The following is a 25,638-nucleotide window of genomic DNA, read 5'->3' on the forward strand; positions in this document are numbered from 1 at the left end:
CGCTCACTAAACCAGGGCGATAAAAAACCCGCTTTAAAGCGGGTTAGTTTGATGATTTGACGATCAGAACCTGCCGCCGTCGCGTCGCCAGGCGTCTGCGGTAAGTGCTTCGCCAAAGTGGCTGGCAATCAGGCGTTTGGTCAGCTCATGCAGCGGTGAAGCCAAGACTTCAGCCGTACTGCCACGTTCGACGATTTCCCCTTCGTGCATCACCATCACCTGATCGCTGATGTGTTTCATCATACCCAGGTGCTGAGTCACATAAATATAGGAAATGCCGTGTTTCTCCTGCAGTTCCAGCATCAGGTTGATGATTTGCGAACGCATCGACATGTCCAGCGAGGCCAACGCCTCATCGGCTACGATCACTTTGGGCTGCAAGATTAATGCCCGAGCTAAAGCCACCCGCTGTTTCTGGCCGGACGCCAGCATGTGCGGGTAATAATTGGCGTGATCCGGCAGCATCCCCACCTGACGCAGGGTTCGGTTGATTTGTTGTTCACGTTCAGGGGCGGCCATTTCGGTATTGAGCCGCAGCGGGGCGTCCAACAGCTGGCCGATACGTTGACGAGGATTGAGCGAGGTGCTCGGATCCTGAAATATCATGCGGATGCGCTGGCTGCGGTAGCGATAATCGCCATAGTTAAGCCGATGGTCGTCAATCAGCAGTTCTCCGGCCGAGGGCTCGACCATGCCGGACAGCATCTTGGCCAGGGTGGACTTGCCAGAGCCGTTTTCACCGATGATGGCCAGCGTTTGCCGTTCACGCAGGGTAAAGCTGACCGACTTGACGGCTTCCACATGCTGGCGGCGAAACAGCCCGGTGCGGTAACGGTAGGTTTTGCTCAGGTTGCGCACTTCCAACAGCGTTTCCATGTTATTGCTCCTCCATGTTCAGCGGGAAGTGGCAGGCGAACAGGTGGTTTTTCACCGGACGCAGGCGAGGTGTCTCAATGCATTTCTTCTGCGCATAGGGGCAGCGCGGCCCCAGGCGGCAGCCTATCGGCAAATGCTCCAGCGACGGAATGGCTCCCGGCAGGGTATTGAGACGGCTTTTATGCGGCAATGCGCGACCAAAGTCCGGCATCGCGCGGATCAGCGCCTGAGTATAAGGATGGTGCGGGGCGGCCAGCAGGTCTTCGCACTGGGCGCTTTCTACCGTTTGCCCGCAGTACAACACGTTGACCCGATCGGCCCATTTGCTCATCATTTGCAGATCGTGGCTGATGAGCAAAATGGTGGTGTTGTTATTTTGGTTCAAACGCGCCAGCAGACGGAAAATCTGCGCCTGAGTGGTCGGTTCCATGGCGTTGGTCGGCTCATCGGCGATCAGCAGGCGCGGCTGATTGGCCAGGGCGATGGCGATCATCACTTTCTGACACTCACCGTCGGTCAGCTCATAAGGAAAGCTGCCCATGATGTCTTTGTGATCCTTGATACCTACGCGGTGCAGCAGCTCTATGGCACGGCGTTTGCGCCAGTTAAAGCGCTGCCACCAGCGGCCTTTGTAGGTCCAGCCCGGGATGGCCTGCACCAGCTGACGGCCGATGCTTTCGGAAGGATCCAGACAGGATTGTGGCTCCTGGAAAATCATCGACACGTTATGCCCGACCAGCTTGCGCCGTTCACGCGGTGTTAGTTGCAGCAGGTCGATATCATCGAAACGGAAACGGTCGGCGGTGACGCGCCAGTTGTCTTTGGTGACGCCACAGATCGCTTTGGCGATCAGGCTCTTACCGGAGCCGGATTCGCCCACCAGGCCGCGGACTTCTCCCTCGCTCAGCGTCATGCTGACGCGATCGACCGCCTTTACCGGACCTTCGGCGGTCATAAATTCAATCGTCAGGTTGCGGATATCAAGTAATGGCATTATTCCACCCCCGTATTGATTGCGCGGCGCATACCGTCGCCCAACAGGTTAACCAGCAACACGCTGACCAGGATTGCCGCGCCGGGCAGCATCACCGTCCAGGGGGCGACGTACACCAGCTCCAGTGAATCGCCGAGCATGGCGCCCCATTCAGGGGACGGCAACTGTGCGCCAAGATCGAGGAAGCCTAGGGCGGCAATGTCCAGGATCGCCATCGACAGCGCACGGGTAAATTCGGTCACCAGCACCGCCACAATGTTGGGCATCACGGCGTACCAGAGTATTTGCAAGGTTGAAGCGCCATCGAGGCGCACTGCCACCACATATTCTTTTTCCAACTCGTCATGCACTGCGCTGTAGATAGTACGCACCATGCGAGGCAACAGCGCCAGCCAGACGGCCAGCATGGCGTGCTCGAGTTTTGGCCCAAGGAATGCCACCACCACGATCGCCAGCAGCAGCGAAGGGATGGAGAGCAGGGTGTCGAGAATGTGATTGAGCACCGCCGAGCGCAGGCCGCGGGTTACCCCGGCAAACACCCCGAGGATCACCCCGACCAGGGCGGCGGCAACGGTCACCAGCAGTGCGGAGCCGAAGGTGGCGGCGGTGCCGGTCAGCAGGCGGCTGAGAATGTCGCGGCCGAGATCGTCGGTGCCTAGGAAGAAGGAAACGTTGCCGTAACGTGACCAGGAAGGCGGCAACAGTTGATAACCCAGGAACTGTTGATCGAGCGCATAAGGGGCCAACAGGCTGCCGAACACGGAAAGCAGCAGCAGCGCTATCACGCCGTAGAAGCCGATCATCGCCAGCGCATCGCCGTAAAAAATCCGCCAGGTATAAAGCAGCGGGCTCGGCATTTTCTTTTCGCGGTATACGTTATCTAAGGGCATACCATTCCTTATGTTTCAGTGGGTTGGTAGCAGCACCTAAAATATCGGCCAGGACGTTAATGGTGATCACCAGCGTGCCGACCACCATAACGCCGGCGGAGATCGCCGCATAATCCTGCTGGCGAATGGCATTGATCATCCAACGCCCCAGGCCCGGCCAACTGAACACCACTTCGGTGATCATCGCCAGCGTCAGCATGGTGGAAAACTGCAACCCCAGTTTGGGCACGATAGGCGGCAGCGCATTGTGCAGCACGTGGCGGCGGATAATGGTGAAACGGGACAAGCCACGGGTTGCGGCGGCTTTGATGTAGTTCTGATTAAGCACGTCGTCGGTGCTGATACGCATCAAACGTACCACCTCGGTGGTGGGCGCTACCGCCAGTGCGGCAATCGGCAAAATCATATGGCGCAGCGCGCTGCCGATCATTTCCGTGCGGTAGGGCGAATCGGACAGCCAGGCGTCAATCAGGGCGAAGCCGGTAATGGGCTTGACCTGATACAACAAATCGAAACGTCCGGAGACCGGCAGCCAGCCAAGGTGCAGCGAGAAAAACAGCATCAGCAGCAGCGCCAGCCAGAAAACCGGCATCGAAAAACCCAACAGCGCAAAGGTGCTGATGGCGGTGTCCTGCCATTTGCCACGCATCACGCCGGCGATAATGCCCAGAGGAATGCCGATAAACAGCGCCAGGGTGAAGGCGAGCAGGCACAGCTCCATGGTTGCAGGAAACACTTCGCGCAGCTGTTCGCTGATCGCCTGACCGTTAATGCTGGAGACGCCAAAGTCCCAGTGCAGCAGGCTGACAAAGTAAAATTGATAGGCATCCAGCAGGGCGGCGCCGTTCAGCGGTGCCCGCGGGGTAAAATAGCTGAGGCTAAAGCTGACCAGCGTCAGGAAGAACAAGGTGATCAGCAGCAGCAAAAAACGACGTAAGGTAAAGATAATCACTTCTTCGGCCCCTCCGCGGATTCACGGTACACCCCGGCAAAGGACGCATTGCCGAACGGGCTCAGTACCAGTCCTTTGATGTCGTAACGGTAGGCCTGCAGGCGCAATGAAGACGCCAGCGGCAACACCGGCAGCTGCTGCTCGAGAATTTTCTGCGCCTTCTGATAGTTTTCGATGCGCTGCGCCAGTTGCTGTGACAGCAGGGCATTTTGCAGCACTTCGTCAAACGCCGGGTCACACCAGTGAGCATAGTTGGTTTGCGAGCGGATTGCCGCGCAGCTCAGCAGCGGCCGGAAGAAGCTGTCCGGGTCGTTACTGTCGGTGGCCCAGCCGGTGAGGGTCAGATCGTGGTTCATCTCCATCAGCCGTGCCTCCTGGAAACGGCCTTCAACCGGCACTATGGTGACGGTAATGCCCACCTGGGCCAGGTCGGCCTGGATCAGCTCGGCAGTTTTCAACGGGCTGGGGTTGTAGGATTGCGAGGCGGTCGGTACCCACAGGCGCAGGTTCAGCGACTCTATACCCGCCTGCTTGAGCATTTCGCGCGATTTGGCCGGGTTGAATTCGGTAACGTGCGCTTCGTTATCGTAGGCCCACGAGGCGCGTGGCAAGATAGAGGCGGCGGTTTCCGCGGTGCCATAGTAAATCGACTGCATCAGACGCTGGTTGTTGATCGCCAGCGAAATCGCCTGACGAACGTTTAAATCGTTAAGCGGCGGTTTACGGGTGTTAAAGGCCAGATAGGCAATATTCATCCCCGGTCGCAGCGTCAGGCGCAGACGCGGGTCATCGCGCAGAATCGAAAGCTGGCTGGCGGCAGGATAGGCCAGCACGTCGCACTCGCCGGTCAGCAGTTTCGATAGCCGTCCGGTACCGCCGGCGCCCAGGTCGATCACCACTTGCGGCATGCGCGGTTTACCTTTCCAGTAAACATCGTTGCGAGCCAGGCGGATATATTGTCCTGAGCGGTATTCATTGAGCATGAAAGGCCCGGTGCCGACCGGTTCGCGGTCTATCATCTCCTGACGGCCTTCTCGCGTCAGGTCATCCGCGTATTCCGCCGAAAGCACTGGCGCATAGTGGGTCGCGATATGCCACAAGAAGGAGGCATCCGGCGCCTGCAGGCGGATCTCCACCGTGTACTCATCCAGCTTCTTCACGCTTTGTACCGAGTCGCCAAATTGCAAACTGTCGAAATAAGGGTACTCGCCGCCGTTGACGTCATGGTAAGGGTGCTTCTGGTTAAACACGCGCTCGAAGCTGAAGACCACGTCGTCGGCATTCAATTTGCGGGTCGGTTTGAACCAGTCGGTGGTCTGGAACGGCACGTCTTTGCGCAGGTGAAAACGGTAAGTCGCGCCGTTATCCAGTACTTCCCAGCTCTGCGCCAATTCGGGGATCAGCCGGTAGGTGTAGGGGTCGACGTCCAGCAAACGGTCATAAAGCTGTGCTGCCAGGGTATCGACCGTCAGGCCGCTGCTGGCCATCTGCGGGTTGAAGGTGTTCAGTATGCCGCTGACGCAATAGACAAAGCCGCTTTGGCGGATGTCCGGCAACGGCGATGCCGCAGTGGGCGCAGGGGGTGTGGAGGCCAGAGCGCTGCCGGCCAGGCAGCTCAATGACAATATCCAAAGGGGTAAACCACGCATAGAGGCTTCATGGGTTAATAAGCAATAGCCTTAGTGTATCGCACTCTGGCGAACAGCCCAATCCATTGAGCAAAATGGCTGAGTTTTCTGCTACTTGATTGAACAATTCGGCGACGCAGGCAAAAAAGTTACAATTGTTATGTTATAACATAACAAAATCATGTTACCGTTCCCTGGCAATGTACTGATAATAGCAAGGGGATGTATGAACAAGGTTGCACTTCCACCACGCCAGCCGCTGCCGGACGCGCAGGCCTGGCAGGGCGCAATGAGTGATGTCGGGCTCGATTGGGTCGGGATGCAAGGGATAGCGTTGCCGCTGGAGTTGGCTGGAAAGCCGTTGATGGCAAAGGTCAATGTCGGGATCAATTTACGCGCCAGCAGTCAAGGTGCGCGGGGTATACACATGTCGCGGCTGTATCTGGCGCTGGATGAGTTAACCCAGGGCGAACTGACGCCGCAACGCATTGCCGACCAACTGCACGCTTTTTTGGCATCGCAACCTGAGAACAGCGACCGCGCCAGCCTGCACATCAGCGGTGAGCTGCTGTTGTCGCGTCCGGCGCTGCTTTCGCCACACCGGGGATGGAAAGCCTACCCGCTGGAAATTAATGCCTCGCTGAGCAGCGCACTTACCCTGACGCTGACGGTCGGCGTGCCCTATTCGTCCACTTGTCCGAGTTCGGCGGCGCTCAGTCGCCAACTGGCGCAGCAGCAGTTTCAGTTTGATTTCGAACATTCGGCGCAAAAGGTCGAGCAACAGCAGGTCATCGACTGGCTGGGCGATCACGGTATGCCGGCGACGCCGCACAGTCAGCGTAGCTGGGCCTGGGTGACGGTGACGCTGAATGAGCGTGAAACGGCATTGCCGGTGGTCAACCTGATAGATCGTATCGAACACGCGCTGGGCACGCCGTTGCAGACGCTGGTGAAACGCAGTGACGAGCAGGCGTTTGCCCTGGCTAACGGCCAGAACCTGATGTTTTGCGAAGATGCCGCTCGCCGCCTGTACCGAATGCTACGCAGCCAGTGCAGCCACCGCGCCTTTTCACTGCGGGTCGAACATCAGGAAAGCCTGCATGCCCACAATGCCGTGGCGGAGTTGAGCTGGCGGGAGGATCAGGATGCTGCGTAAAAACCCCAGTGGACACCTGCCGCAGGTCTCACCGAAGGCCTATATCGATCCTACCGCGATAATCTGCGGCCGGGTGATTATCGAGGATTTTGTCTACGTTGGGCCGTACGCGGTGATCCGTGCGGACGAACTCAATGCGGCCGGGGACATGGAACCGATCGTGATCGGCTCTCATTCCAATATTCAGGACGGCGTGGTGATCCACTCGAAAAGCGGCGCGGCGGTCACCATCGGCCGCTTCAGCTCCATCGCCCATCGCGCCATTGTCCATGGCCCGTGCCGCATCGAAGACCGGGTGTTTATCGGTTTCAACAGCGTGTTATTCAACTGTCACATCGGTTCCGGCTGCGTGGTGCGCTACAACGCGGTGGTGGACGGCGTGACGTTGCCGCAGAACCTGTATATCCCGTCAACCGAGCGCGTCGGCGCCGACAGCGATCTGTCGCTTTACCGGCAGGTAGATCGCGGCGCATTACAATTTTCTGAAGAAGTGGCTGCCACCAACGTTGAGCTGGTGCGCGGTTACCAGGCATTACGCAATGAGTTTTGAGTGAGGAATCCCATGAATCCATTACCCGTAACCGTGCTTTCCGGCTTTCTCGGCGCCGGTAAAACGACGGTGTTAAACCATATTCTGAACAACCGCCAGGGCATGCGCGTGGCGGTTATTGTCAACGACATGAGCGAAGTCAACATTGACGCAGCCTTGGTCGAGAACGAAGTCCAGCTCGATCGCCAACAGGAAAAGCTGGTGGAAATGAGCAATGGCTGCATCTGCTGCACGCTGCGCGAAGACCTGCTGATTTCGGTACGCGAATTGGCTCAGGCAGGGCGCTTCGATTACCTGCTGATCGAATCCAGCGGCATTTCCGAACCTTTACCGGTGGCGGAAACCTTTACCTTTGAGGATGAACAGGGAGAAAGCCTGTCGCAGTTTGCGCGCCTGGATACCTTGGTCACCGTGGTAGACGGGGTTAATTTTATCCAGCAGTACCAGCAGGCACAGACGCTGCAGGAGGCCGGTCAGAGCCTGGGCGAGGACGATCTGCGCAGCGTAGCGGACCTGTTGATCGAACAGATTGAGTTCTGCGACGTGATGCTGGTGAGCAAAACCGACCTGCTGACGCCAGAGCAGCAGGGAGAAGTGATGGCGCTGCTGGCCAGTTTAAATCCGGATGCCCGTATTCTGCCCATATCGCCAGGTAAATTGCCGCTGGAAGCGGTATTGAACACCCAAAGCTTCAGCTTCGACAAGGCGCAACAGGCACCGGGCTGGTTGAAGGAGCTGCGGGGCGAGCACTTGCCAGAAACGGAAAACTACGGGATCGGCAGCTTTGTTTATCAGGCCCGCCGCCCTTTTGCGCCGGACAAATTTTACCGGGTGATCAACGGTGACTGGGGCGGTGGCAAACTCCTGCGTTCCAAAGGGTTTTTCTGGCTGGCGACGCGTCCCCGTCAGGCCGGGCAGTGGAGCCAGGCGGGAGGGATTGCCCATTATGGACTGGCAGGTACCTTCTGGCGTGCCATAGCGCAAGACAGGTGGCCGGAAGACGAAGAGACGAGGGCGCACATTATGGAAAAATGGGTGGAGCCTTTCGGTGACATGCGTCAGGAGTTGGTGTTCATCGGCCAGCATCTGCAGCAGGCCGAAATAACGCGTTTGCTGGACGCCTGCCTGCTAAACGATGAGGAAATGGCCGCCGGAGTGGATTACTGGCACGAGATGGCCGATCCCTTCCCTGAGTGGTAATTGCACAATGACAGTGTGGTAATGAGAAAAATTCTCAACAAAGTGCTTTACAGATGATACTGATAACTATTATCATCGCTTGGCAGTTCACGGAAGGCCACTCCCTGTGGTTCTGCTGTGAAAGGCACGACATTGCTCACATTGCTTCCAGTGTTTTTTAAGCCAGCTCGGGTGCTGGCTTTTTTTTGCCCGCTATTCGTCGTCCGCCTCGCCATTTTGCAGTAACGCATGTTTTTTCAGCATGCCGCGAAGCTGGTGATAGGTCAGGCCGAGCAACTCCGCCGCTTTACGTTGGTTAAATCTTCCCTGTTGCAGTGCCGCCTCGATCAGAGACTTTTCCTGCGCCAATTGCCAGGCTTTTAAATCCAGCGGCAGCAGCGGCAGGCCATCATGCGCTTCAGCCTCAGCAGGCAATGGCGCACTTTCCCGCTGGGCGAACGGGTTGATGACGATATTATCCAGCGCCTCGGCGCTGGTACCGTGGCGGTAAACCGAACGCTCCACCACGTTTTTCAATTCGCGCACGTTGCCTGGCCAGTGATAGCCGAGCAGGGTATCTCTGGCACGCTCGGTAAAGCCGGGGAACAGTGGCAACGACAGTTCACGACACATTTGGATCGCAAAGTGTTCTGCCAGCAACATGATGTCTTGCTGGCGCCGGCGCAGCGGCGGCAACTGCACGACGTCGAACGCCAGGCGGTCCAGCAGGTCGGCGCGGAATTTTCCTGCCGCCGCCAGCGCGGGCAAGTCGTCGTTGGTGGCACACACCAATCGCACATCGACCTGCAGCGGTTGGCTGCCGCCGACGCGCTCCAGATGACCGTATTCAATCACCCGCAGCAGTTTTTCCTGTACCAGCATCGGCGCGGTCGCCAGTTCATCGAGAAACAAGGTGCCACCGTCGGCGCGTTCAAAGCGGCCCAGGTGGCGCTTCTGCGCACCGGTAAAAGCCCCGGCTTCATGGCCGAACAGTTCCGAATCCAACAGGTTCTCATTCAGGGCCGCGCAGTTAAGCGAGATAAAAGGCCCTTGCCAACGGTTGGAGAGGTAATGTAAACGGTGGGCGATCAACTCCTTACCGGTTCCGCGCTCACCGATCACCAACACCGGCTTGTTCAATTTTGCCAGTTGCGAGACTTGCTCCAAGACTTCGACAAAGGCGTTTGCTTCGCCCAGCAGGTTTTCTAACTGTTCGCTCATGATGAAATTCGCCAATGTTTGGTGAAAATAATCACTCTACAGGATGCGCTCAGAGAGTCAAAAATAAATATTCTTTATTATTCAAAGAAATAAAAGTTGGCACGGGTTTTGATTAAGTCTTTGGGCAATCTGTATGATTTACCGCGGCGCTTCAGACGCCATCAGAACCAAGAGGAAGTGAATTATGGGTATTTTTTCTCGTTTTGCCGACATCGTGAACGCCAACATCAATACTCTGCTGGATAAGGCAGAAGATCCGCAAAAACTGGTGCGGTTGATGATCCAAGAGATGGAAGACACGCTGGTCGAAGTCCGCTCTACCTCGGCGCGTGCGCTGGCGGAGAAAAAGCAGCTGTTGCGCCGTATCGAGCAGGGTGAAAACCAACTGAGCGACTGGCAGGACAAAGCCGAACTGGCGCTGCGTAAAGATAAAGAAGATCTGGCCCGTGCGGCGCTGATCGAAAAACAGAAAGTGGCCGACGTGATCTCTACGCTGACTCATGAAGTCTCGACCGTAGAAGAAACCCTGGCCCGCATGAAAAGCGAAATCGGCGAGCTGGAAAACAAACTGACCGAAACCCGTGCACGTCAGCAGGCGCTGACGCTGCGTCATCAGGCGGCGTCGTCTTCCCGCGAAGTGCGTCGTCAGCTCGACAGCGGCAAACTGGATGAGGCAATGGCGCGTTTCGAGCAGTTCGAACGTCGCATCGACCACATGGAAGCCGAAGCGGAAAGCGTCAGCATCGGTAAAAAGAAGTCTCTGGATCAAGAGTTTGCCGAGTTGAAAGCCGACGACGCCATCAGCGAGCAGTTGGCGGCGCTGAAAGCGAAAATGAATCGTTCCGAGTAAGGCAATAAAGGTTTTGAAAATAAATCAGGAAAATCAATTTATTGATTTTCGGCTGATAACACAAAGGAGGAAAACCACGCTTTTATCCCTCTTTGTCAATAACCTGGGCGGCCACGGTAGGGTGGCTGCCCACCAAAGACGCATTAAGAAGGAAAAGAAATGAGTGCTCTATTACTTGCCATTCCGTTGACAATCTTTGTGTTGTTTGTCGCACCGATTTGGCTTTGGCTGCATTACAGCAATCGGCAACAAAGCGGCATTCAACTGAGCCATCAGGAAATGCAGCGTCTGGCACAGCTGGCCGAAGATGCCAAGCGTATGCGTGAACGCATTCAGGCGCTGGAAGAGATCCTCGATGCAGAACACCCGAACTGGAGACAGTCTTGATGAACAACACTCTGGGCAGTAAAAAGCTTTATCGCGTACCTGAAGAAGGAATGGTGAAGGGCGTCTGCGCCGGTCTGGCCCATTATTTCGACGTGCCGGTGCGCCTGATCCGGGTGATCGTGGTGTTATCGATGTTCTTTGGGCTGTTTTTCTTCACCCTGATTGCTTATTTCGCGCTGGTGTTCGTGCTGGATGAAGCGCCGGCCAGCCGTTTCGACGGCGAACAGCAAAAAACGCCGCGTCAGTTGCTCGACCAACTTGAATATCAACTGGGCAGCGGCGAACAACAGCTGCGACAGGTTGAGCGTTACGTCACGTCGGACACTTTCGGCGTACAGAGCCGTTTCCGCAAGCTGTAACCCGCCCCGCATGCTATGGCCTGCGCCGTGCGCAGGTCAGGCATTGCACCCGTCATCATCCTTTATTGACCCGAACCGTGCCGGAGGGCATTGATAATGAACAAAACCTATGCCGCAAGCGCCGCTAAATCCGGTGGATTTAAACGAGGAGCAGGTGCAATGTTGAAGACATTGTCTAAAGTCATCATCATAGCGTTACTGAATTACGGCCCGGCAGGGGCGGCCGGCTGGCTGCTGCGGACCGTGGGTCGCAAACCGATTCGCTTTGTCCTGGCGCTGGTGCTGGAACCTTTGTTCCGCAAAGGCCTGAACAAGGTATTTGGGCGTTATGCCAAGGAGAACAATGAAACGACTGCAAAATGAGTTAACGTCGCTGGTCAACCGCGGTATGGATCGCCATCTGCGCCTGGCGGTGACCGGCCTGAGCCGTAGCGGCAAAACTGCCTTTATCACCGCTTTCGTCAACCAATTGCTGCATGTTCACAGCGGTGCGCGCATGCCGCTGTTCTCACCGGTGCGTGAAGAGCGGCTGCTGGGCGTGAAGCGCATTCCGCAGCGCGATCTCGGCATTCAACGTTTTACCTATGATGAAGGGTTGGCACAGCTGTACGGCACCCCGCCGAGCTGGCCGACCCCGACGCGTGGCGTCAGCGAAATTCGCCTGGCGCTGCGTTACCGTTCCAATGATTCGCTGCTGCGCCATTTCAAAGACACCTCGACCCTGTACCTGGAAATCGTCGATTACCCTGGCGAGTGGTTGCTGGACCTGCCGATGCTGGAACAGGACTATCTGGCCTGGTCGCGGCAAATGGCCGGCCTGCTGCAAGGCGATCGCGCCGAGTGGGCCAAGCCCTGGCTCGAGCTTTGCAAAAGCTGCGATCCGCTGGCTCCGGCTGATGAAAACAAACTGGCGGCTATCGCTCAGGCCTACACCGACTATCTCCTGCGTTGCAAAAGCGAAGGGCTGCACTTTATTCAGCCTGGCCGCTTTGTCCTGCCGGGAGACATGGCCGGTGCGCCGGCGTTGCAGTTTTTCCCGTGGCCAAATGTGGACGCTCTGGGTGAATCGAAGCTGGCGCAGGCGGATAAGCACAGCAACATCGGTATGCTGCGCGCGCGTTTCAATTATTACTGTCAGTCGATCGTCAAAAACTTTTATAAAGAGCATTTTGTCCGTTTCGATCGTCAGATTGTACTGGTGGATTGCTTGCAGCCGCTCAATAGCGGCCCGCAGGCGTTTAACGATATGCGCCTGGCGCTGACCCAGTTGATGCAGAGTTTCCACTATGGCAAGCGTACGCTGTTTCGCCGCTTGTTTTCGCCGACCATCGACAAGCTGATGTTCGCCGCCACCAAAGCCGACCACATTACTGCCGATCAGCACGCCAATCTGGTGTCGCTGCTGCAGCAGTTGGTGCAGGAAGCGTGGCAGAACGCCGCGTTTGAAGGCATCAGCATGGACTGCGTTGGGCTGGCCTCGGTACAGGCTACCGAGAGCGGTATCGTTGACCATCAGGGGCAGCGCATCCCGGCGTTAAAAGGCAATCGTCTGAACGACGGCGCGCCGCTGACGGTTTTCCCCGGCGAAGTGCCGGCACGCCTGCCCGGACCGGCGTTTTGGCAAAACCAGGGTTTTCATTTCGATGAATTTCGCCCACGCGCCATGAGCGTGGACAGCCCATTGCCACATATTCGCCTGGACGCGGTGATGGAGTTTTTACTGGGAGATAAATTGCGATGAGCGAGCCGATAAAACCGCGTATCGATTTTGAACAACCGCTGCAACCGCCACAGGAGCCTGTGCTGCGTGCCAACGTGGCTTTTGATGAACAGCAGGCGGAAAGCTTTTTCCCGGCGGCGCCGGAGCTGCAGCAGGAAGACGAAGAGGGGCGAGCCGAAGGCATCGTCAATGCGGCCTTGAAACCCAAGCGCAGCCTGTGGCGTAAAATGGTCACTGCCGGCCTGGCGCTGTTTGGCGTTAGCGTGGTGGCGCAGGGCGTACAGTGGGTACATACCGCCTGGGTGCAGCAGGATTGGATTGCTCTGGGCGGTGGCGTAGCGGGTGGCTTGATCGTCTTTGCCGGGGTGGGCTCGGTGGTTACCGAATGGCGGCGATTGTATCGCCTGCGCCAGCGTGCCGAAGAGCGAGATGTGGCTCGAGAGCTACTGCACAGCCACGGTTTGGGCAAAGGGCGGGAGTTCTGCGAGAAGTTGGCGCGTCAGGCCGGTCTGGATCAAGGGCATCCGGCGTTGCAGCGCTGGCAGGCCTCGCTGCATGAAACCCAAAACGACCGTGAAGTGGTGGCGCTGTACGCCAAGCTGGTGCAGCCGGTGCTGGACAACCAGGCTCGGCGTGAAATCAGCCGTTCTGCCGCGGAATCTACGTTAATGATCGCCGTCAGTCCGCTGGCGCTGGTGGATATGGCTTTTATCGCCTGGCGCAATATTCGCCTTATCAACCGCATCGCGGCGCTGTATGGCATCGAGCTGGGCTACTTTAGTCGTCTGCGGTTATTCCGCCTGGTCCTGTTGAACATTGCTTTTGCCGGTGCGTCCGAACTGGTGCGTGAAGTGGGGATGGACTGGATGTCGCAAGATCTGGCGGCTCGCTTGTCTGCCCGTGCAGCTCAGGGGATCGGTGCCGGTTTGCTGACCGCACGGCTTGGCATCAAGGCAATGGAACTGTGCCGCCCGCTGCCTTGGCTGGAAGGTGAGAAACCCAAGCTGGGTGATTTCCGCAGCCAATTGGTCGGCCAACTGAAAGAAACCATGAAGAAAGGCGACAGCAAAGCCAAATAATCTCCTCACGGCGTCCATTTGGGCGCCGTGCTTCCTTTCTGCCTCTGTCGCGCCACGCAAAAGCCAAGACGTAACCTTCACTTGACGAAAGACGATCCCCCTGCAAATACATTATATTTATCTGCAAATTTATTGGCGGTTGTGATAACTCTCTGCCGATCAGCTAAAATGACGCCGATGGTGTTATTCACTTGCGTTTAAAAACATCAACAACAGCGATAAATCAGAGTTCTGTCAACTTTTGCTGACAGATTGCTTCTACCGTTCGGGGTGAGAGAGTATCATCATTGCCAGTCATCCCCGCACCTGCAGAGATAAGGCCAATACTGATGCGTTTGGAAGTTTTTTGCGAAGACCGAATCGGTCTGACTCGAGAGTTACTCGATCTTTTGGTATTGCGCAGCATAGATTTACGTGGCATCGAAATCGATCCCATCGGCCGCATTTACCTCAATTTTTCCCAGCTGGATTTTGACACCTTCCGTGCCTTGATGGCAGAGATCCGCCGCATCGCCGGCGTGACCGACGTACGCACCGTGAATTTCATGCCGTCCGAGCGCGAGCATCGCGCCCTGCGTGCGCTGCTGGAGTCGATGCCGGAACCGGTCTTCTCGATTGATATGAAGGGCAAGGTCGAGCTGGCTAACCCGGCGGCTCAGGCGTTGTTCGGTTTCAGCGAAGACAAAATCCGCAACCAGACCGCCACTGCGCTGATCGGCGGTTATAACTTCAGCCGCTGGCTGGAAAGCGAGCAGGCGACACCGCAATCTGAGCGGGTGGTGATCCGCAGCCAGGATTTCCTGATGGATATCACCCCGATCTATCTGGAGGACGAAAACCAGCAGAAAGACACCGTCGGCGCGGTCGTGATGCTGAAGTCCACGGCGCGCATGGGCCGTCAGCTGCAGAATCTGTCGGTGAACGACGATACCGAATTTGATCATATCGTCGCCGCCAGCCCGAAAATGCGCCAGGTGCTGGAGCAAGCGCGCAAGCTGGCGATGCTGGATGCGCCACTGTTGATTGTCGGGGATACCGGTACCGGTAAAGACATCCTGGCCCGGGCCTGCCACCTGCGAAGCCCGCGCGGGAAACAGCCGTTCCTGGCGCTAAACTGTGCCGCCTTGCCGGATGACGTCGCGGAAAGCGAGCTGTTCGGCCATGCGCCGGGCGCTTACCCCAATGCACTGGAAGGCAAGAAGGGCTTCTTCGAGCAGGCTCACGGCGGTTCGGTATTGCTCGATGAAATCGGTGAAATGTCGCCGCGCATGCAGACCAAACTGTTGCGCTTTATTAACGACGGCACTTTCCGCCGGGTTGGTGAAGAACACGAAGTGCATGTCGATGTGCGCGTGATCTGTGCGACTCAGAAGAACCTGACCGAACTGGTGCAACGCGGTGAGTTCCGTGAGGACTTGTATTATCGCCTTAACGTACTGACCATTACCCTTCCGCCGCTGCGCGAACGCCCGCAGGACATCATGCCGCTGACCGAACTGTTCGTGGCGCGCTTTGCCGATGAGCAGGGCGTGGCGCGGCCGAAATTGTCCAACGATCTGGGCAGCTTCCTCAGCAAATACGGCTGGCCGGGCAACGTGCGGCAGTTGAAGAACGCCATTTATCGCGCGCTGACGCAAACGGAAGGTTTCGAACTTCGTCCGCAAGATATCGTCCTGCCGGAATTTGAAGTTGAAATGTCACTGGGCGATGAAGTGTTGGACGGCTCGCTTGACGACATCAGCAAGCGTTTTGAGCGCTCGGTGCTGACGCGGCTGTACCGCACTTACCCAAGCACGCGAAAGTTGGCGAAACGCCTGGGGGTTTCACATACCGCGATCGCCAACAAGCTGCGCGAGTATGGGCTCAGCAGCCGCAAGCCGGCTGGGGAAAGCGAAGAGTAAAAAGAACGGGCGCCTTTTAGGCGCCCGTTTTTAACCATAACTATCAAAGCCCGTCATTCGCGAGCCTTATGACATTATTTCAATGCAGCCAGCGCCGCGTCATAGTCTGGTTCGTTGGTGATTTCATTGACCAGCTCGCTGTACAACACGTTATCCTGGCCATCCAGCACCACCACCGCACGTGCAGTCAGACCGGCCAGTGGGCCCTCGGCGATTTCAACGCCGTAGGCTTGTTTGAATTCTGCCCCGCGCAGAGTGGACAGGGTCACCACGTTGCTCAGGCCTTCCGCGCCACAGAAACGTGACTGGGCGAACGGCAGGTCAGATGAAATGCACAACACTACGGTGTTATCCAGGCCGCTGGCCAACTGGTTGAATTTACGCACTGAAGTCGCACAAACGCCAGTATCGATGCTTGGGAAAATGTTCAGAACTTTGCGTTGACCCGCGAAGCTGCTCAGCGCCACATCTGACAGGTCTTTGGCAACCAGAGAGAAGGCTTTGGCTTGTTCGCCGGACTGTGGCAGATGGCCTGCAACGCTAACCGGGTTGCCTTGAAAATGTACTGTCTGAGTCATTAGCTTGATTCCTTTTACAGGTGTTTATACAAAGGGCATGAGCCTAATGAAAGCGGCTTTGCGTCGCGCTTAACATTAGGTTCACACCCTGGCATCAGTTTATGTCAACAATTGCGGGTTGGATATATAAAGTTTGCTAAATAGTTGTATATATTAGGTTGTGTCCAGAATTTATCCTTCTGGCCGCCTTCGTTTATGCGCAATTTTCGCCTCAGGAGCCGTTATGAGAAGCATGCGTTTTTACCCAGAAGCCTGGCCGCTGCATACTGCCTTTGTGATAGCTCGCGGTAGCCGGACCGAAGCCAAAGTCGTGGTGGTCGAAATTGAACAGCAAGGCGTGCGTGCCAGCGGCGAATGTACGCCCTATGCGCGTTACGGCGAAAGTGAAGCCTCGGTAATGGCGCAGCTGGCAGAGGTGGCAACGGCTGTGGAACAGGGCGTGACGCGGGAGCAACTGCAGCAGTTAATGCCGGCAGGCGCTGCCCGAAATGCAGTGGATTCAGCACTGTGGGATCTGGAATGTCGCCTGAATGGCCAGAGCCTGTGGCAACGCAGCGCAGTCGTAGAGCCGGAACGCATTGTGATGGCGCAAACCGTCAGCATCGGCTCGCCGGAGGCGATGGCGTTCGCCGCGCGTGAGCTTGAGCAGCAGGGGGCCCGCCTGTTGAAAATCAAGCTTGATAACCACCTGATCAGTGAACGACTGGTGGCGATCCGTGCGGCAGTGCCGACGGCAACCTTGATCGTCGACGCCAATGAGTCCTGGCAGGCGGAGGGGCTGGCGGCACGTTGTCAGCTGTTGGCGGATCTGGACGTGGCGATGCTGGAGCAACCGCTGCCGGCGAATGACGACAGCGTGCTGGAAAACTTTATCCACCCGTTACCGATTTGCGCCGATGAGAGCTGCCACACGCGTAGCGATCTGCCGCGGTTGGCAGGCCGCTATCAGATGGTCAATATCAAGCTGGACAAGACCGGCGGTCTGACGGAAGGGTTGGCGTTGGCGGCATTAGCGCGGGAACAAGGGTTCGCCATCATGCTCGGCTGCATGCTCTGCACCTCTCGGGCGATCGGCGCGGCGTTACCCTTGGCTCCGGGGGCGCGATTCGTCGATTTGGACGGTCCAACCTGGCTGGCGAAGGACGTTGAACCGGGTTTGAGTTTCGAGTGTGGGGCGATCAATCTCGCCCCGTAACCGACTCAGTCAGAATAGGTCAATAATTCCACCATGGCGTCGAGATAGCTTTCGCTGGCGGCATCGGCAGAGATGGGCGGGAATTCCGCGGTAATGCAGGGCAACGACAAATCGGCACACCAACTGCCGAACGAGCCTGGGGTCTCGTAACCGACGCTGGTGACCAGCGGCAGGGCAAATTTGTGCGAAAGCCAGACGCCGAGCCGGGAGCTGGCAGGATCTTCGATGCAGGCCAAAGGCTCGTGGAAGGAGACTACCCAGCGCGGTTTCAGCCGATGGATCAGGTGGCACAGCGCCTGGGTTTCCGGCTCGGAACCCGGACGACCACCGGTCGAAAGCTTAACGTCCCGAGCTTCCGCCGCGCTGTTCCAGCGATAAACCGTATCGCCGGAGCGCCAGTTGGCCGCCGGGAAATTGCGGTTCAGATCGACACCGTTGGCATTGGCGCGCAGCCCGAGTTGGCAACCATCCGGGTTGACGGCCAGCACCACGTGGTGACGCAACTGATTGGGGGCGATGCTGCGCAGCGCACAGGACAGCGTGACAATAGCGGCGCCTTCGTCACCGTGCGTACCGGCGATGATCAGCCCGGTATCCGGGCTACTGATGGCCGCCGGGAAATAGAGCAGCGGTGCGCCCAGCAGCGAACTGCCGTAATTCTCTCCTGCAACGGCCAATTGGCCACGTTCACTGCGCGGTCGATGCTGGATCATGATGCGTTCCCTGATTTAAAGGTCGAGAGTGATTATCATTTTATTCAGTGTATTACGCTTTGACCGCACTTTCCCAGAGCTATTGTTCGGCCATTGCCTGATATGTGAACTGTGCGTTAGCGCAGGTAACAATAAAACCCCGCCGGTCAATTCGCTGTTGTTATACTATCGGCAAAGCTAACCCAATAACCAAACAGGGGATTTAACATGCCAGTAGCCAGAATTATTGCCAGCTATAGCGAAAATGAAAAAGACACCATCACGCTGCTGTGCGGCGTGGACGAGGAAAACCAAATCCGCCAGGGTGAGTGGTTCGGCGTGGTGAAGAACGACGATGGGCGCGGCGATGAGTCCAACTATCCGTTTACCCTGCACGTCGACTATCAAAAAAACAGCTTCTATCTGGACTATGGCTATGACGATGCCGAGTCGCGCCAGATGCAAAAGACCGATATCCATGCCAAACCGCTGGCGGAGAAAGGTTTCTTCACCATCTTTGATGAAGAAGAGGGCGAGGAGTTCAGCTACCGTATCAACAGCATTCATCTGTACGAATAACCCTCTTCGAGTAAAAAATGCCCGTGCCGACCTCGTTGCACGGGCATTTTTTATTGCCTGGCCCCCAGTTTTTACATCTTGTCCGCCTGGAACTCTAGGTGAGACTATTCTTGTGCTATAAGATAAAAAATTCAGATGGTTAACGGGGATGAATCAGAATGACGAGAAAAAAAATTCAACAGGGTTTTCGTTTGGCGCTGTGTGCAGTGGCGATCGGTGCAGGGTTGAGCAGCGCGATGGCGGCGCAGGTTCCCCCGGGTACCACTCTGGCGGAAAAGCAGGAAATTGTTCGCCATATCAAAGATGAGCCTGCCTCGCTCGATCCCATCAAGGCGGTCGGGTTGCCGGAAGCGCAATTGGCGCGCGATCTGTTTGAAGGCCTGGTTAATCAGGATGCGAACGGCAAAGTGATCCCCGGTGTTGCTACCCGTTGGCAAACCACGGATAACCAAACCTATATTTTCACACTGCGTAAAGACGCACGCTGGTCGAACGGTGACCCTGTCACGGCAAAAGACTTTGTCTATAGCTGGCAACGCCTGGTTGAGCCGAAAAATTTGTCTCCCTTTGCCTGGTTTGCCCAGCTGGCGGGGATCGAGAACGCCGATGAGATCATCACTGGCAAATTGCCTGCGGACAAGCTGGGCGTAACGGCGCTGGACGATTACACCTTTAAAGTGCAATTGAACAAACCGGTCCCTTATTTTGTCAGCCTGACGGCCAACTTCAGCCTGTTCCCGGTGAACAAGGCGGTGGTGGAGAAATATGGCAATGACTGGACCAAGGTGGGTAACCTGGTGGGCAATGGCGCGTTTAAACTGCAGGAGCGGGTGGTCAACGAGAAGCTGGTATTGACGCCAAACGAGCACTATTGGGATCACGCGCATACCGTTTTAACCAAAGTGACCTTTGTACCGATCAACCAGGAGTCTAACGCCACCAAGCGCTATTTGGCCGGCGACATCGACATCACCGAATCCTTCCCTAAAAACATGTACCAAAAACTGCTGAAGGATATTCCGGATCAGGTTTATACCCCCGATCAGCTGGGGACTTATTATTACGCTTTCAACACCCAGCGGGCGCCGACCAGTGATGTACGGGTGCGCAAGGCGCTGTCTTATGCGATCGATCGCAAAATTATCGCCGAAAAAGTGTTGGGTACCGGCGAGAAACCGGCTTACCACTTTACGCCGGACGTCACCGCAGGCTTCAAGCCGGAAGTGAGCCTGTTGCAACAGCAGCCGCAGGCCGAACTGGATGCTCAGGCCAAGGCGCTGATCCAGGCCGCCGGCTATGGCCCGAACAACCCGTTGAAGCTGACGCTGTTGTATAACACTTCGGAAAGCCACCAGAAAATTGCCATTGCCGTGGCCTCAATGTGGAAGAAAACGCTCGGGATCGACGTCAAGTTGCAGAACCAAGAGTGGAAAACCTACATCGACAGCCGCAACACCGGCAACTTCGACGTGGTGCGCGCTTCCTGGGTGGGCGATTACAACGAAGCCTCGACCTTCCTGTCGCTATTGAGCTCCACCCACAGCGGTAATATCGCCAAATTCAAGAGCGAAAATTACGATAAGCTGTTGGCGCAGGCCAGCCGTGAAACCAGTGCCGCGGCCCTGACGGCGGATTACAACAAACTGGAGCAGATCATCGCGGAACAGGCGCCAATCGCGCCGATTTACCAGTATACCAATGGCCGCCTGATCAAGCCTTGGGTAAAAGGTTACCCGATCACCAATCCGGAAGACGTGGCCTACAGCCAGACGATGTATATTATCAAGCATTAATAACTGCAATTAACCAGGCTCCGTTAATTCGGGGCCTGGCTGCGAATATTTGTCGAATAATAGAATTAATCTCAATGGCTTTTTTCAGCCAGAGCGATGCCGTACGTTAAAATAACCGCAACGGTGTTTATATTCGGCAATGAATTGTGGGTAAAACCGGTCGTTATTTATTTTTATAAGCTGTCCCGCATGGCATCAACCAGAATGCGACCGCTCATGTCCGTTTGGGTAATGCGATAGCTGGTTGGGTAAGAGCGCCGGGTGCTGAGGTGATCGTGTACCGACACCGTACCAACCTGCGTGCCGCTGGCATTCTTCACGATAAACTCGCTGATTTCTTCCTGGCCCTGATTTTGAAAATTAACGCTGCGGATTTTCTCCAGCGTATCGCTGTCGTTTAATTTTAAATGGTCGCGTAACATAACTACCTCCTCGTAGTGAGGGAAGTATATGCCTCTCAAATTTGCGCTGGAACAGCTTTTTGTTAATTTTTTATTGTCATTATGAATTAAAATTGATGTGAATATGTTAAGTCATAATAATGGCGCGATAGCCAGCGCTTTATTTCGCGATATTCGCCTTGTTCAGCCCTGTTTTATTTCATCCCCGTGATTATTAGTCTGCATTTTTGTTAAATAATGCCTGACGCCCAACGTGGGAAGGAAATACGCAGGACACATCGTGTGCACAGTCGGGAACGATCGCTAAATCACGTTTGGCATGCGGGGCAATAAAACGTCGATCGTAAGCCGCATAGGCGATAGCGCGTTGTAGCCGATAGGGGCCCTGAGCCTGCGCTGCGCAAGATTTGTCGAGTATTTTATAAAAACTGCCGGCCGCGTCGCCGGTATCTTTTTCGCCGGCCATGTAGGTGATGTCTGCGCTGGCATAGCGTTCGCGCATCGACTCAGTCTTTTGGGCGAGGAAAGGCGGGATCTGCTCAATGCCGTATTTCCAGCGATTGACATTTGGGCAAGCATCGCTGTTAACCTCAACCCAATCAAAGGTGCAGCCCCTGGTAGAACCACAGTCGCGCCAGTCAACAGGGCGACCTTTAATTACCGGCTGTGGCCGACGGCGATCAAAATAGAGCCAGCTACCGGGATCGGATATCACATAGCGCAGCTTTATGCCGGGCGGCGGATTGGCGAAACCGACATAGTGCTGCACAAACTGTGCGCCGGCGGAAAACCCCGCAACGGTGACCCAACGTATCCGTGGCCATTTAACTTTCAGTTCGGCAACCAGGCGATCAAGCGCGGCAAACGAGCTGGTTTTCCCCCGGTTGTCCAAACCGCCTTCGATCCAGGAGCTGCAACTCCACAGCGCGTCCCCGGCCTGGGCCTGCGGAACGCCGGGGGAGTGACAGTGCCCAGACTGGGCATCGCTGACCGGGAACAGTGGAACGACCAGCAGCGTCTGGCCGGTTTGGCCTGCAAGTTGAGCCGCTTTTACCGCGGCGGCCAAGGTTTTCCCCGCATCTCTGGGATACCCGTGCAGGACGATTAAGGCGCTATCCGGCGCGACATCCTGGGGTTGCGCGACAAAGTAGAGCAAATCACCAGCCGCCGGCCCCAGCTTGACCCGGTAGGCATCGGCGAAACCGTTGAGTGAATGCTTTGCGGCAAGCAGCGGATAAAAAGGGGTCAGCCCCAGCGCCAAAATAGAGGCTAATACGAAGGTTCGAGTCGGCATCATCGGGCACCAGGTTGTTCATTCTTCCTCCATGTTAGCCTATAAGCGCAGTACAGAGCAGCATTCGCACGCCTTCATCTTTGATCCGCCTACCATTAACGCTAGACTCTGGAATAACTGAAAAGCAAAGAGGATGAGGAATGGAAGTCATTGAGGGGCGCGAGTTACAGGTTCCTGACGCAGTCTATGCCTACCAGCTTGATGGCAAGGGCGGTGTAACGTCGATTGATTACGATGATAAAGTCACCTGCGACGAGCCTTGCTGGCTGCATCTCGATTACGCGCACCCGGCCAGTGCCGAGTGGTTGGCCACGACGTCGCTGTTGCCGGATGCGGTAAGAGAAGCCTTATCCGGGGAGAGTTCCCGGCCGCGCGTCAGCAAGGTGGGCGACGGCACCATGATCACGCTGCGCAGCATCAACTTTAACGCCAACTCGCGGCCGGATCAGTTGGTCACCATCCGCGTTTACATGACCGATAAACTCATCGTCTCTACCCGCCATCGCAAGGTGTATTCCATTGATCAGGTGGTGAACGATCTGCAAAGCGGTAGCGGGCCGACCAACAGCGGCAACTGGCTGGTGGAGATATCGGACGCGTTGACCGACCACGCCAGCGAGTTTATCGAAGATCTGCACGATAAAATCATCGATCTGGAAGATTCGTTACTGGAGCAGCAGGTCCCCGAACGGGGGCAGTTGGCGCTGATCCGCAAACAGTTGATTGTGCTACGTCGTTATATGGCGCCGCAACGCGACGTGTTCTCGCGTTTAGCCAGCGATCGTTTGCCCTGGATGAATGATGACGATCGTCGCCGCATGCAGGATATTGCCGATCGGCTGGGGCGCGGGCTGGACGACCTGGACGGCAGCATTGCGCGTACCGCAATCCTTTCTGACGAAATCACCACCGTGATGGCCGATGCCATGAACCGCCGCACCTACACCATGTCGTTATTGGCGATGGTATTTTTACCCACGACCTTTTTGACCGGGTTGTTCGGCGTCAACCTGGGCGGGATCCCAGGGGGCGGCAATCCATTCGGCTTTGCGGCTTTTTGCCTGATGCTGGCCGGCCTGGTGTTTGGCGTGGGCTGGTGGCTGAAGAGACGCCGTTGGTTGTAGCCAAAAAGAGGTAAAACCCCGGTTAACATTGAGCGATATCAACTTTTGCCGGGGGGAAATGAGGCATGATCTATCTCGCAGGTGAATGCAACGTCAAGCGATGGGCGTTGCGCTCCATAATTGTCTTACTTTCTTATATTTAGAATTACTGCATAGCACATTGATTCATACAATGCCGGTTTAATCACCGGCATTTTTTTGTCCGCAATTTGCCCCTCAGGCCGCGCTTTCATCCCAGAAACTGGCCTCGATCTTGTGTCCGTCCAGGTCTCGTACAAAGCAGCCGTAATAGGCTTCGCCATAGTGCGGTCTTGAACCGGGAGCGCCCTCATCCTTCGCCCCGGCCAGCAGCGCCTGCCGGTAAAAATCATCAACCTGCTGCTTGCTGGTGGCGAAAAAACCCACATGAATGCCGTTGCCGGTGGTGGCCGGTTTGCCGTCGATCGGCAGCTGCAACCAAAACTCCGGATAATCGCGGCCATAGCCAATGGCCCCTGGGTGTTCCAAAACCCGGCGGCAACCTAATGCGGCGAGGGTGCGATCGTAAAAATTAGCTGCGGCGTCAAAATTATTGCTGCCGAGAGAAACGTGAGACAGGCAGGGCGTGATGTTCATCGGTAATCTCCTGGTGACTGTATAAAAACACAGTATAGGATAAAAACCGCACTGTCTGGTGAATTCTGCTGAAAATGCGAGCGGGATCGCCAACTGAGGGGGATAAAGAGCCGCCCGCAGTGTGCGGGCGGAACAGCGGCCTACTTGATCTCGAGCACGTCTAAACGTGCCGGGGCAGGTTCATCCGCCTCTTCCGGCTGCCAACCGACCGGCTGCATCGGAATGTCTTCACGATCGAAAGCCAGATCGCCGCCGTCAACGACTTCGCTGCCGTGGTGAATGCCTTTGAAATCAAACAGGTTAAAGTCGCTCAGGTGCGAAGGCACCACGTTTTGCATTGCGCTGAACATGGTTTCCAGGCGGCCCGGATAACGCTTATCCCAGTCGCGCAGCATGTCGCCAATCACCTGACGCTGCAGGTTAGGCTGCGAACCGCACAGGTTGCACGGAATAATCGGGAATGCTTTCGCCACCGAAAAACGCTCAATGTCTTTTTCACGGCAGTACGCCAGCGGACGGATCACCACGTGCTTTCCGTCGTCGCTCATCAGTTTAGGTGGCATGCCTTTCAGTTTGCCGCCGTAGAACATATTGAGGAACAGCGTCTGCAGAATGTCATCACGGTGGTGGCCCAGGGCAATTTTGGTGGCACCCAGCTCGGTGGCGGTGCGGTAAAGAATGCCGCGACGCAGGCGTGAACACAGGGAGCAGGTGGTTTTGCCCTCGGGGATCTTGTCCTTGACGATGCTGTAGGTGTTCTCCTCAACGATCTTGTATTCCACCCCTAAACTTTCCAGATAGGCTGGCAGGATATGCTCCGGGAAGCCAGGCTGTTTCTGATCGAGGTTAACGGCAATCAGTGAGAAATTGACCGGTGCGCTCTGCTGCAGGTTGCGCAGAATTTCCAGCATGGTGTAGCTGTCTTTACCGCCGGACAGGCAGACCATGATGCGATCGCCTTCTTCAATCATGTTGAAGTCGGCAATCGCTTCGCCCACGTTGCGGCGCAGACGCTTGTGCAATTTGTTGAGGTTGTATTGCTCTTTAGGATTAATTTGTTGATTTTCTTGCATTATATTTTCCGTGAAACATAAAAAGGGGCAAAACGCAGGCAAAGTACATTAAAGAGACAGCCTGTCATTTAGCATGTTCACCTGCTCCCCGTTCATTTCTTCGATCCACTTGCCGTATATCTTATAGACCATTTACGCGTTGGCGTGTCCCATCTGAGCGACGATGAAAGACGGGTTAGCGCCCGCCGTTAAAAACCAACAAGCGAAAGTATGTCGCGTATGGTACGGATTACGCCGCCGAATGCCAGCGAGTTTTGCAGCAGGGTCCCAACGAGCCCTATTAATGATAAGAACAGTGGGCCTTTTGCAGCCCTTTAGCCACCGGGCAAAAAACACCCAATGGCGTTGCTGCTTTTCTGCTTCCCGTATTCGCGATGATAGAACGCGGTTTCGGGTTTAGATGGCAGCGACGATAATCGCCGTTGGCCGCGCCGCGTTCTCAACGCGGGAGCAAGTAGGGCGACCGTATGTTCCACCGATAAGGTTTTTTGACATTCCCAATGTTCCCAACCGGGAGCGAGGGCGGCATTTTCGCGCCTACTGCCATCGGTT

The 25,638-nt window shown here is 56.1% G+C and carries 27 protein-coding genes; 14 read left to right on the top strand and 13 right to left on the bottom strand.

Annotated features, from left to right (window positions below; translation table 11 throughout):
- Positions 1 to 63 precede the first annotated feature (63 nt).
- Genes sapF through sapA form a run of 5 tightly spaced genes read right to left on the bottom strand, consistent with a single transcriptional unit; the run spans position 64 to position 5,361 of the window.
- Positions 64 to 876, bottom strand: coding sequence for a putrescine export ABC transporter ATP-binding protein SapF (gene sapF, locus H5P17_RS11595; protein ID WP_020827108.1), 813 nt, complete (start codon positions 874 to 876; stop codon positions 64 to 66).
- Position 877: 1 nt separating this feature from the next.
- On the bottom strand, positions 878 to 1,870 hold the full coding sequence (sapD, locus tag H5P17_RS11600) for a putrescine export ABC transporter ATP-binding protein SapD (RefSeq protein WP_020827107.1): 993 nt from the start codon (positions 1,868 to 1,870) through the stop codon (positions 878 to 880).
- Positions 1,870 to 2,760 carry a putrescine export ABC transporter permease SapC gene (gene sapC, locus H5P17_RS11605; RefSeq protein WP_044551569.1) on the bottom strand — a complete coding sequence of 297 codons (891 nt, stop codon included), beginning with the start codon at positions 2,758 to 2,760 and terminating at the stop codon, positions 1,870 to 1,872. The genes sapD and sapC overlap by 1 nt, the downstream gene beginning before the upstream one ends.
- Positions 2,747 to 3,712, bottom strand: a complete 966-nt coding sequence (sapB, locus tag H5P17_RS11610) for a putrescine export ABC transporter permease SapB (protein ID WP_044551567.1) — start codon at positions 3,710 to 3,712, stop codon at positions 2,747 to 2,749. The genes sapC and sapB overlap by 14 nt, the downstream gene beginning before the upstream one ends.
- Positions 3,709 to 5,361, bottom strand: a complete 1,653-nt coding sequence (gene sapA, locus H5P17_RS11615) for an ABC transporter substrate-binding protein SapA (protein ID WP_044551565.1) — start codon at positions 5,359 to 5,361, stop codon at positions 3,709 to 3,711. Before sapA ends, sapB begins: the two co-directional genes overlap by 4 nt.
- Before the next feature lie 205 nt (positions 5,362 to 5,566).
- Here sapA and folE2 point away from each other — a divergent pair, with 205 nt between their 5' ends.
- Genes folE2 through zigA form a run of 3 tightly spaced genes read left to right on the top strand, consistent with a single transcriptional unit; the run spans position 5,567 to position 8,246 of the window.
- Positions 5,567 to 6,496 carry a GTP cyclohydrolase FolE2 gene (folE2, locus tag H5P17_RS11620; RefSeq protein WP_182823021.1) on the top strand — a complete coding sequence of 310 codons (930 nt, stop codon included), beginning with the start codon at positions 5,567 to 5,569 and terminating at the stop codon, positions 6,494 to 6,496.
- Positions 6,486 to 7,046: a carbonate dehydratase gene (locus H5P17_RS11625; RefSeq protein WP_044551561.1), complete on the top strand. Its 561-nt coding sequence runs from the start codon at positions 6,486 to 6,488 to the stop codon at positions 7,044 to 7,046. Before folE2 ends, H5P17_RS11625 begins: the two co-directional genes overlap by 11 nt.
- Positions 7,047 to 7,058: 12 nt before the next feature.
- Positions 7,059 to 8,246: a zinc metallochaperone GTPase ZigA gene (gene zigA / locus H5P17_RS11630; protein ID WP_182823024.1), complete on the top strand. Its 1,188-nt coding sequence runs from the start codon at positions 7,059 to 7,061 to the stop codon at positions 8,244 to 8,246.
- Between the two features lie 192 nt (positions 8,247 to 8,438).
- Here the strand turns inward: zigA and pspF are convergent, their stop codons facing one another.
- Entirely contained in the window at positions 8,439 to 9,446 is a 1,008-nt protein-coding gene (pspF, locus tag H5P17_RS11635; protein ID WP_182823025.1) for a phage shock protein operon transcriptional activator, read from the bottom strand.
- Between the two features lie 184 nt (positions 9,447 to 9,630).
- Between pspF and pspA the strand changes: the two genes are divergently transcribed.
- The 7 genes from pspA to tyrR all read left to right on the top strand — a co-directional run bounded on the left by pspA (position 9,631) and on the right by tyrR (position 15,742).
- Positions 9,631 to 10,296: a phage shock protein PspA gene (gene pspA / locus H5P17_RS11640; protein WP_182823027.1), complete on the top strand. Its 666-nt coding sequence runs from the start codon at positions 9,631 to 9,633 to the stop codon at positions 10,294 to 10,296.
- A gap of 159 nt (positions 10,297 to 10,455) precedes the next feature.
- Positions 10,456 to 10,683 (top strand): envelope stress response membrane protein PspB, encoded by a 228-nt coding sequence (gene pspB, locus H5P17_RS11645; RefSeq protein WP_044551554.1) that lies wholly within the window; start codon positions 10,456 to 10,458, stop codon positions 10,681 to 10,683.
- On the top strand, positions 10,683 to 11,042 hold the full coding sequence (gene pspC, locus H5P17_RS11650) for an envelope stress response membrane protein PspC (protein ID WP_020827098.1): 360 nt from the start codon (positions 10,683 to 10,685) through the stop codon (positions 11,040 to 11,042). The genes pspB and pspC overlap by 1 nt, the downstream gene beginning before the upstream one ends.
- 96 nt (positions 11,043 to 11,138) lie before the next feature.
- Positions 11,139 to 11,405, top strand: a complete 267-nt coding sequence (pspD, locus tag H5P17_RS11655) for a phage shock protein PspD (RefSeq protein WP_182823029.1) — start codon at positions 11,139 to 11,141, stop codon at positions 11,403 to 11,405.
- On the top strand, positions 11,386 to 12,783 hold the full coding sequence (locus H5P17_RS11660; protein ID WP_182823031.1) for a YcjX family protein: 1,398 nt from the start codon (positions 11,386 to 11,388) through the stop codon (positions 12,781 to 12,783). The genes pspD and H5P17_RS11660 overlap by 20 nt, the downstream gene beginning before the upstream one ends.
- Positions 12,780 to 13,841 carry a YcjF family protein gene (locus H5P17_RS11665; protein ID WP_182823033.1) on the top strand — a complete coding sequence of 354 codons (1,062 nt, stop codon included), beginning with the start codon at positions 12,780 to 12,782 and terminating at the stop codon, positions 13,839 to 13,841. Before H5P17_RS11660 ends, H5P17_RS11665 begins: the two co-directional genes overlap by 4 nt.
- Positions 13,842 to 14,170: 329 nt before the next feature.
- Positions 14,171 to 15,742, top strand: a complete 1,572-nt coding sequence (gene tyrR / locus H5P17_RS11670; protein ID WP_044551546.1) for a transcriptional regulator TyrR — start codon at positions 14,171 to 14,173, stop codon at positions 15,740 to 15,742.
- Between the two features lie 74 nt (positions 15,743 to 15,816).
- On the opposite strand, the gene tpx is transcribed toward tyrR, so the two are convergent.
- The gene (tpx, locus tag H5P17_RS11675; RefSeq protein ID WP_020827093.1) at positions 15,817 to 16,320 is read right to left on the bottom strand and encodes a thiol peroxidase; all 504 of its coding nucleotides are present in this window, start codon (positions 16,318 to 16,320) and stop codon (positions 15,817 to 15,819) included.
- A gap of 223 nt (positions 16,321 to 16,543) precedes the next feature.
- On the opposite strand from tpx, the gene ycjG reads away from it, so the two are divergent.
- Positions 16,544 to 17,515: an L-Ala-D/L-Glu epimerase gene (gene ycjG / locus H5P17_RS11680; RefSeq protein ID WP_182823035.1), complete on the top strand. Its 972-nt coding sequence runs from the start codon at positions 16,544 to 16,546 to the stop codon at positions 17,513 to 17,515.
- Between the two features lie 5 nt (positions 17,516 to 17,520).
- Here ycjG and mpaA read toward each other — a convergent pair whose 3' ends face one another.
- On the bottom strand, positions 17,521 to 18,228 hold the full coding sequence (mpaA, locus tag H5P17_RS11685) for a murein tripeptide amidase MpaA (RefSeq protein ID WP_044551542.1): 708 nt from the start codon (positions 18,226 to 18,228) through the stop codon (positions 17,521 to 17,523).
- A 207-nt stretch (positions 18,229 to 18,435) separates the two neighbouring features.
- Between mpaA and H5P17_RS11690 the strand changes: the two genes are divergently transcribed.
- A complete protein-coding gene (locus H5P17_RS11690; protein ID WP_182823037.1) occupies positions 18,436 to 18,786 on the top strand; it encodes a hypothetical protein in 351 nt (116 codons plus the stop codon).
- A 158-nt stretch (positions 18,787 to 18,944) separates the two neighbouring features.
- Entirely contained in the window at positions 18,945 to 20,579 is a 1,635-nt protein-coding gene (locus tag H5P17_RS11695) for an ABC transporter substrate-binding protein (protein WP_182823038.1), read from the top strand.
- A 173-nt stretch (positions 20,580 to 20,752) separates the two neighbouring features.
- Here H5P17_RS11695 and H5P17_RS11700 read toward each other — a convergent pair whose 3' ends face one another.
- A complete protein-coding gene (locus H5P17_RS11700) occupies positions 20,753 to 21,001 on the bottom strand; it encodes a hypothetical protein (RefSeq protein WP_044551537.1) in 249 nt (82 codons plus the stop codon).
- Positions 21,002 to 21,194: 193 nt separating this feature from the next.
- Positions 21,195 to 22,277, bottom strand: coding sequence for a hypothetical protein (locus tag H5P17_RS11705; protein ID WP_044551535.1), 1,083 nt, complete (start codon positions 22,275 to 22,277; stop codon positions 21,195 to 21,197).
- A gap of 137 nt (positions 22,278 to 22,414) precedes the next feature.
- Between H5P17_RS11705 and zntB the strand changes: the two genes are divergently transcribed.
- Positions 22,415 to 23,398: a zinc transporter ZntB gene (zntB, locus tag H5P17_RS11710; protein WP_044551533.1), complete on the top strand. Its 984-nt coding sequence runs from the start codon at positions 22,415 to 22,417 to the stop codon at positions 23,396 to 23,398.
- A gap of 216 nt (positions 23,399 to 23,614) precedes the next feature.
- Here the strand turns inward: zntB and H5P17_RS11715 are convergent, their stop codons facing one another.
- The 3 genes from H5P17_RS11715 to H5P17_RS11725 all read right to left on the bottom strand — a co-directional run bounded on the left by H5P17_RS11715 (position 23,615) and on the right by H5P17_RS11725 (position 25,455).
- Positions 23,615 to 24,013, bottom strand: a complete 399-nt coding sequence (locus H5P17_RS11715; RefSeq protein ID WP_044551530.1) for a VOC family protein — start codon at positions 24,011 to 24,013, stop codon at positions 23,615 to 23,617.
- A 140-nt stretch (positions 24,014 to 24,153) separates the two neighbouring features.
- Positions 24,154 to 25,086 (bottom strand): tRNA 2-thiocytidine(32) synthetase TtcA, encoded by a 933-nt coding sequence (gene ttcA / locus H5P17_RS11720; protein ID WP_182823040.1) that lies wholly within the window; start codon positions 25,084 to 25,086, stop codon positions 24,154 to 24,156.
- A gap of 132 nt (positions 25,087 to 25,218) precedes the next feature.
- Complete coding sequence (locus H5P17_RS11725) at positions 25,219 to 25,455, bottom strand: tyrosine-type recombinase/integrase (RefSeq protein WP_370570037.1); 237 nt, start codon at positions 25,453 to 25,455, stop codon at positions 25,219 to 25,221.
- Positions 25,456 to 25,638: the final 183 nt, after the last annotated feature.

This window comes from Serratia sp. OS31, from assembly GCF_014164835.1.
GTDB lineage: Bacteria > Pseudomonadota > Gammaproteobacteria > Enterobacterales > Enterobacteriaceae > Serratia > Serratia liquefaciens_A.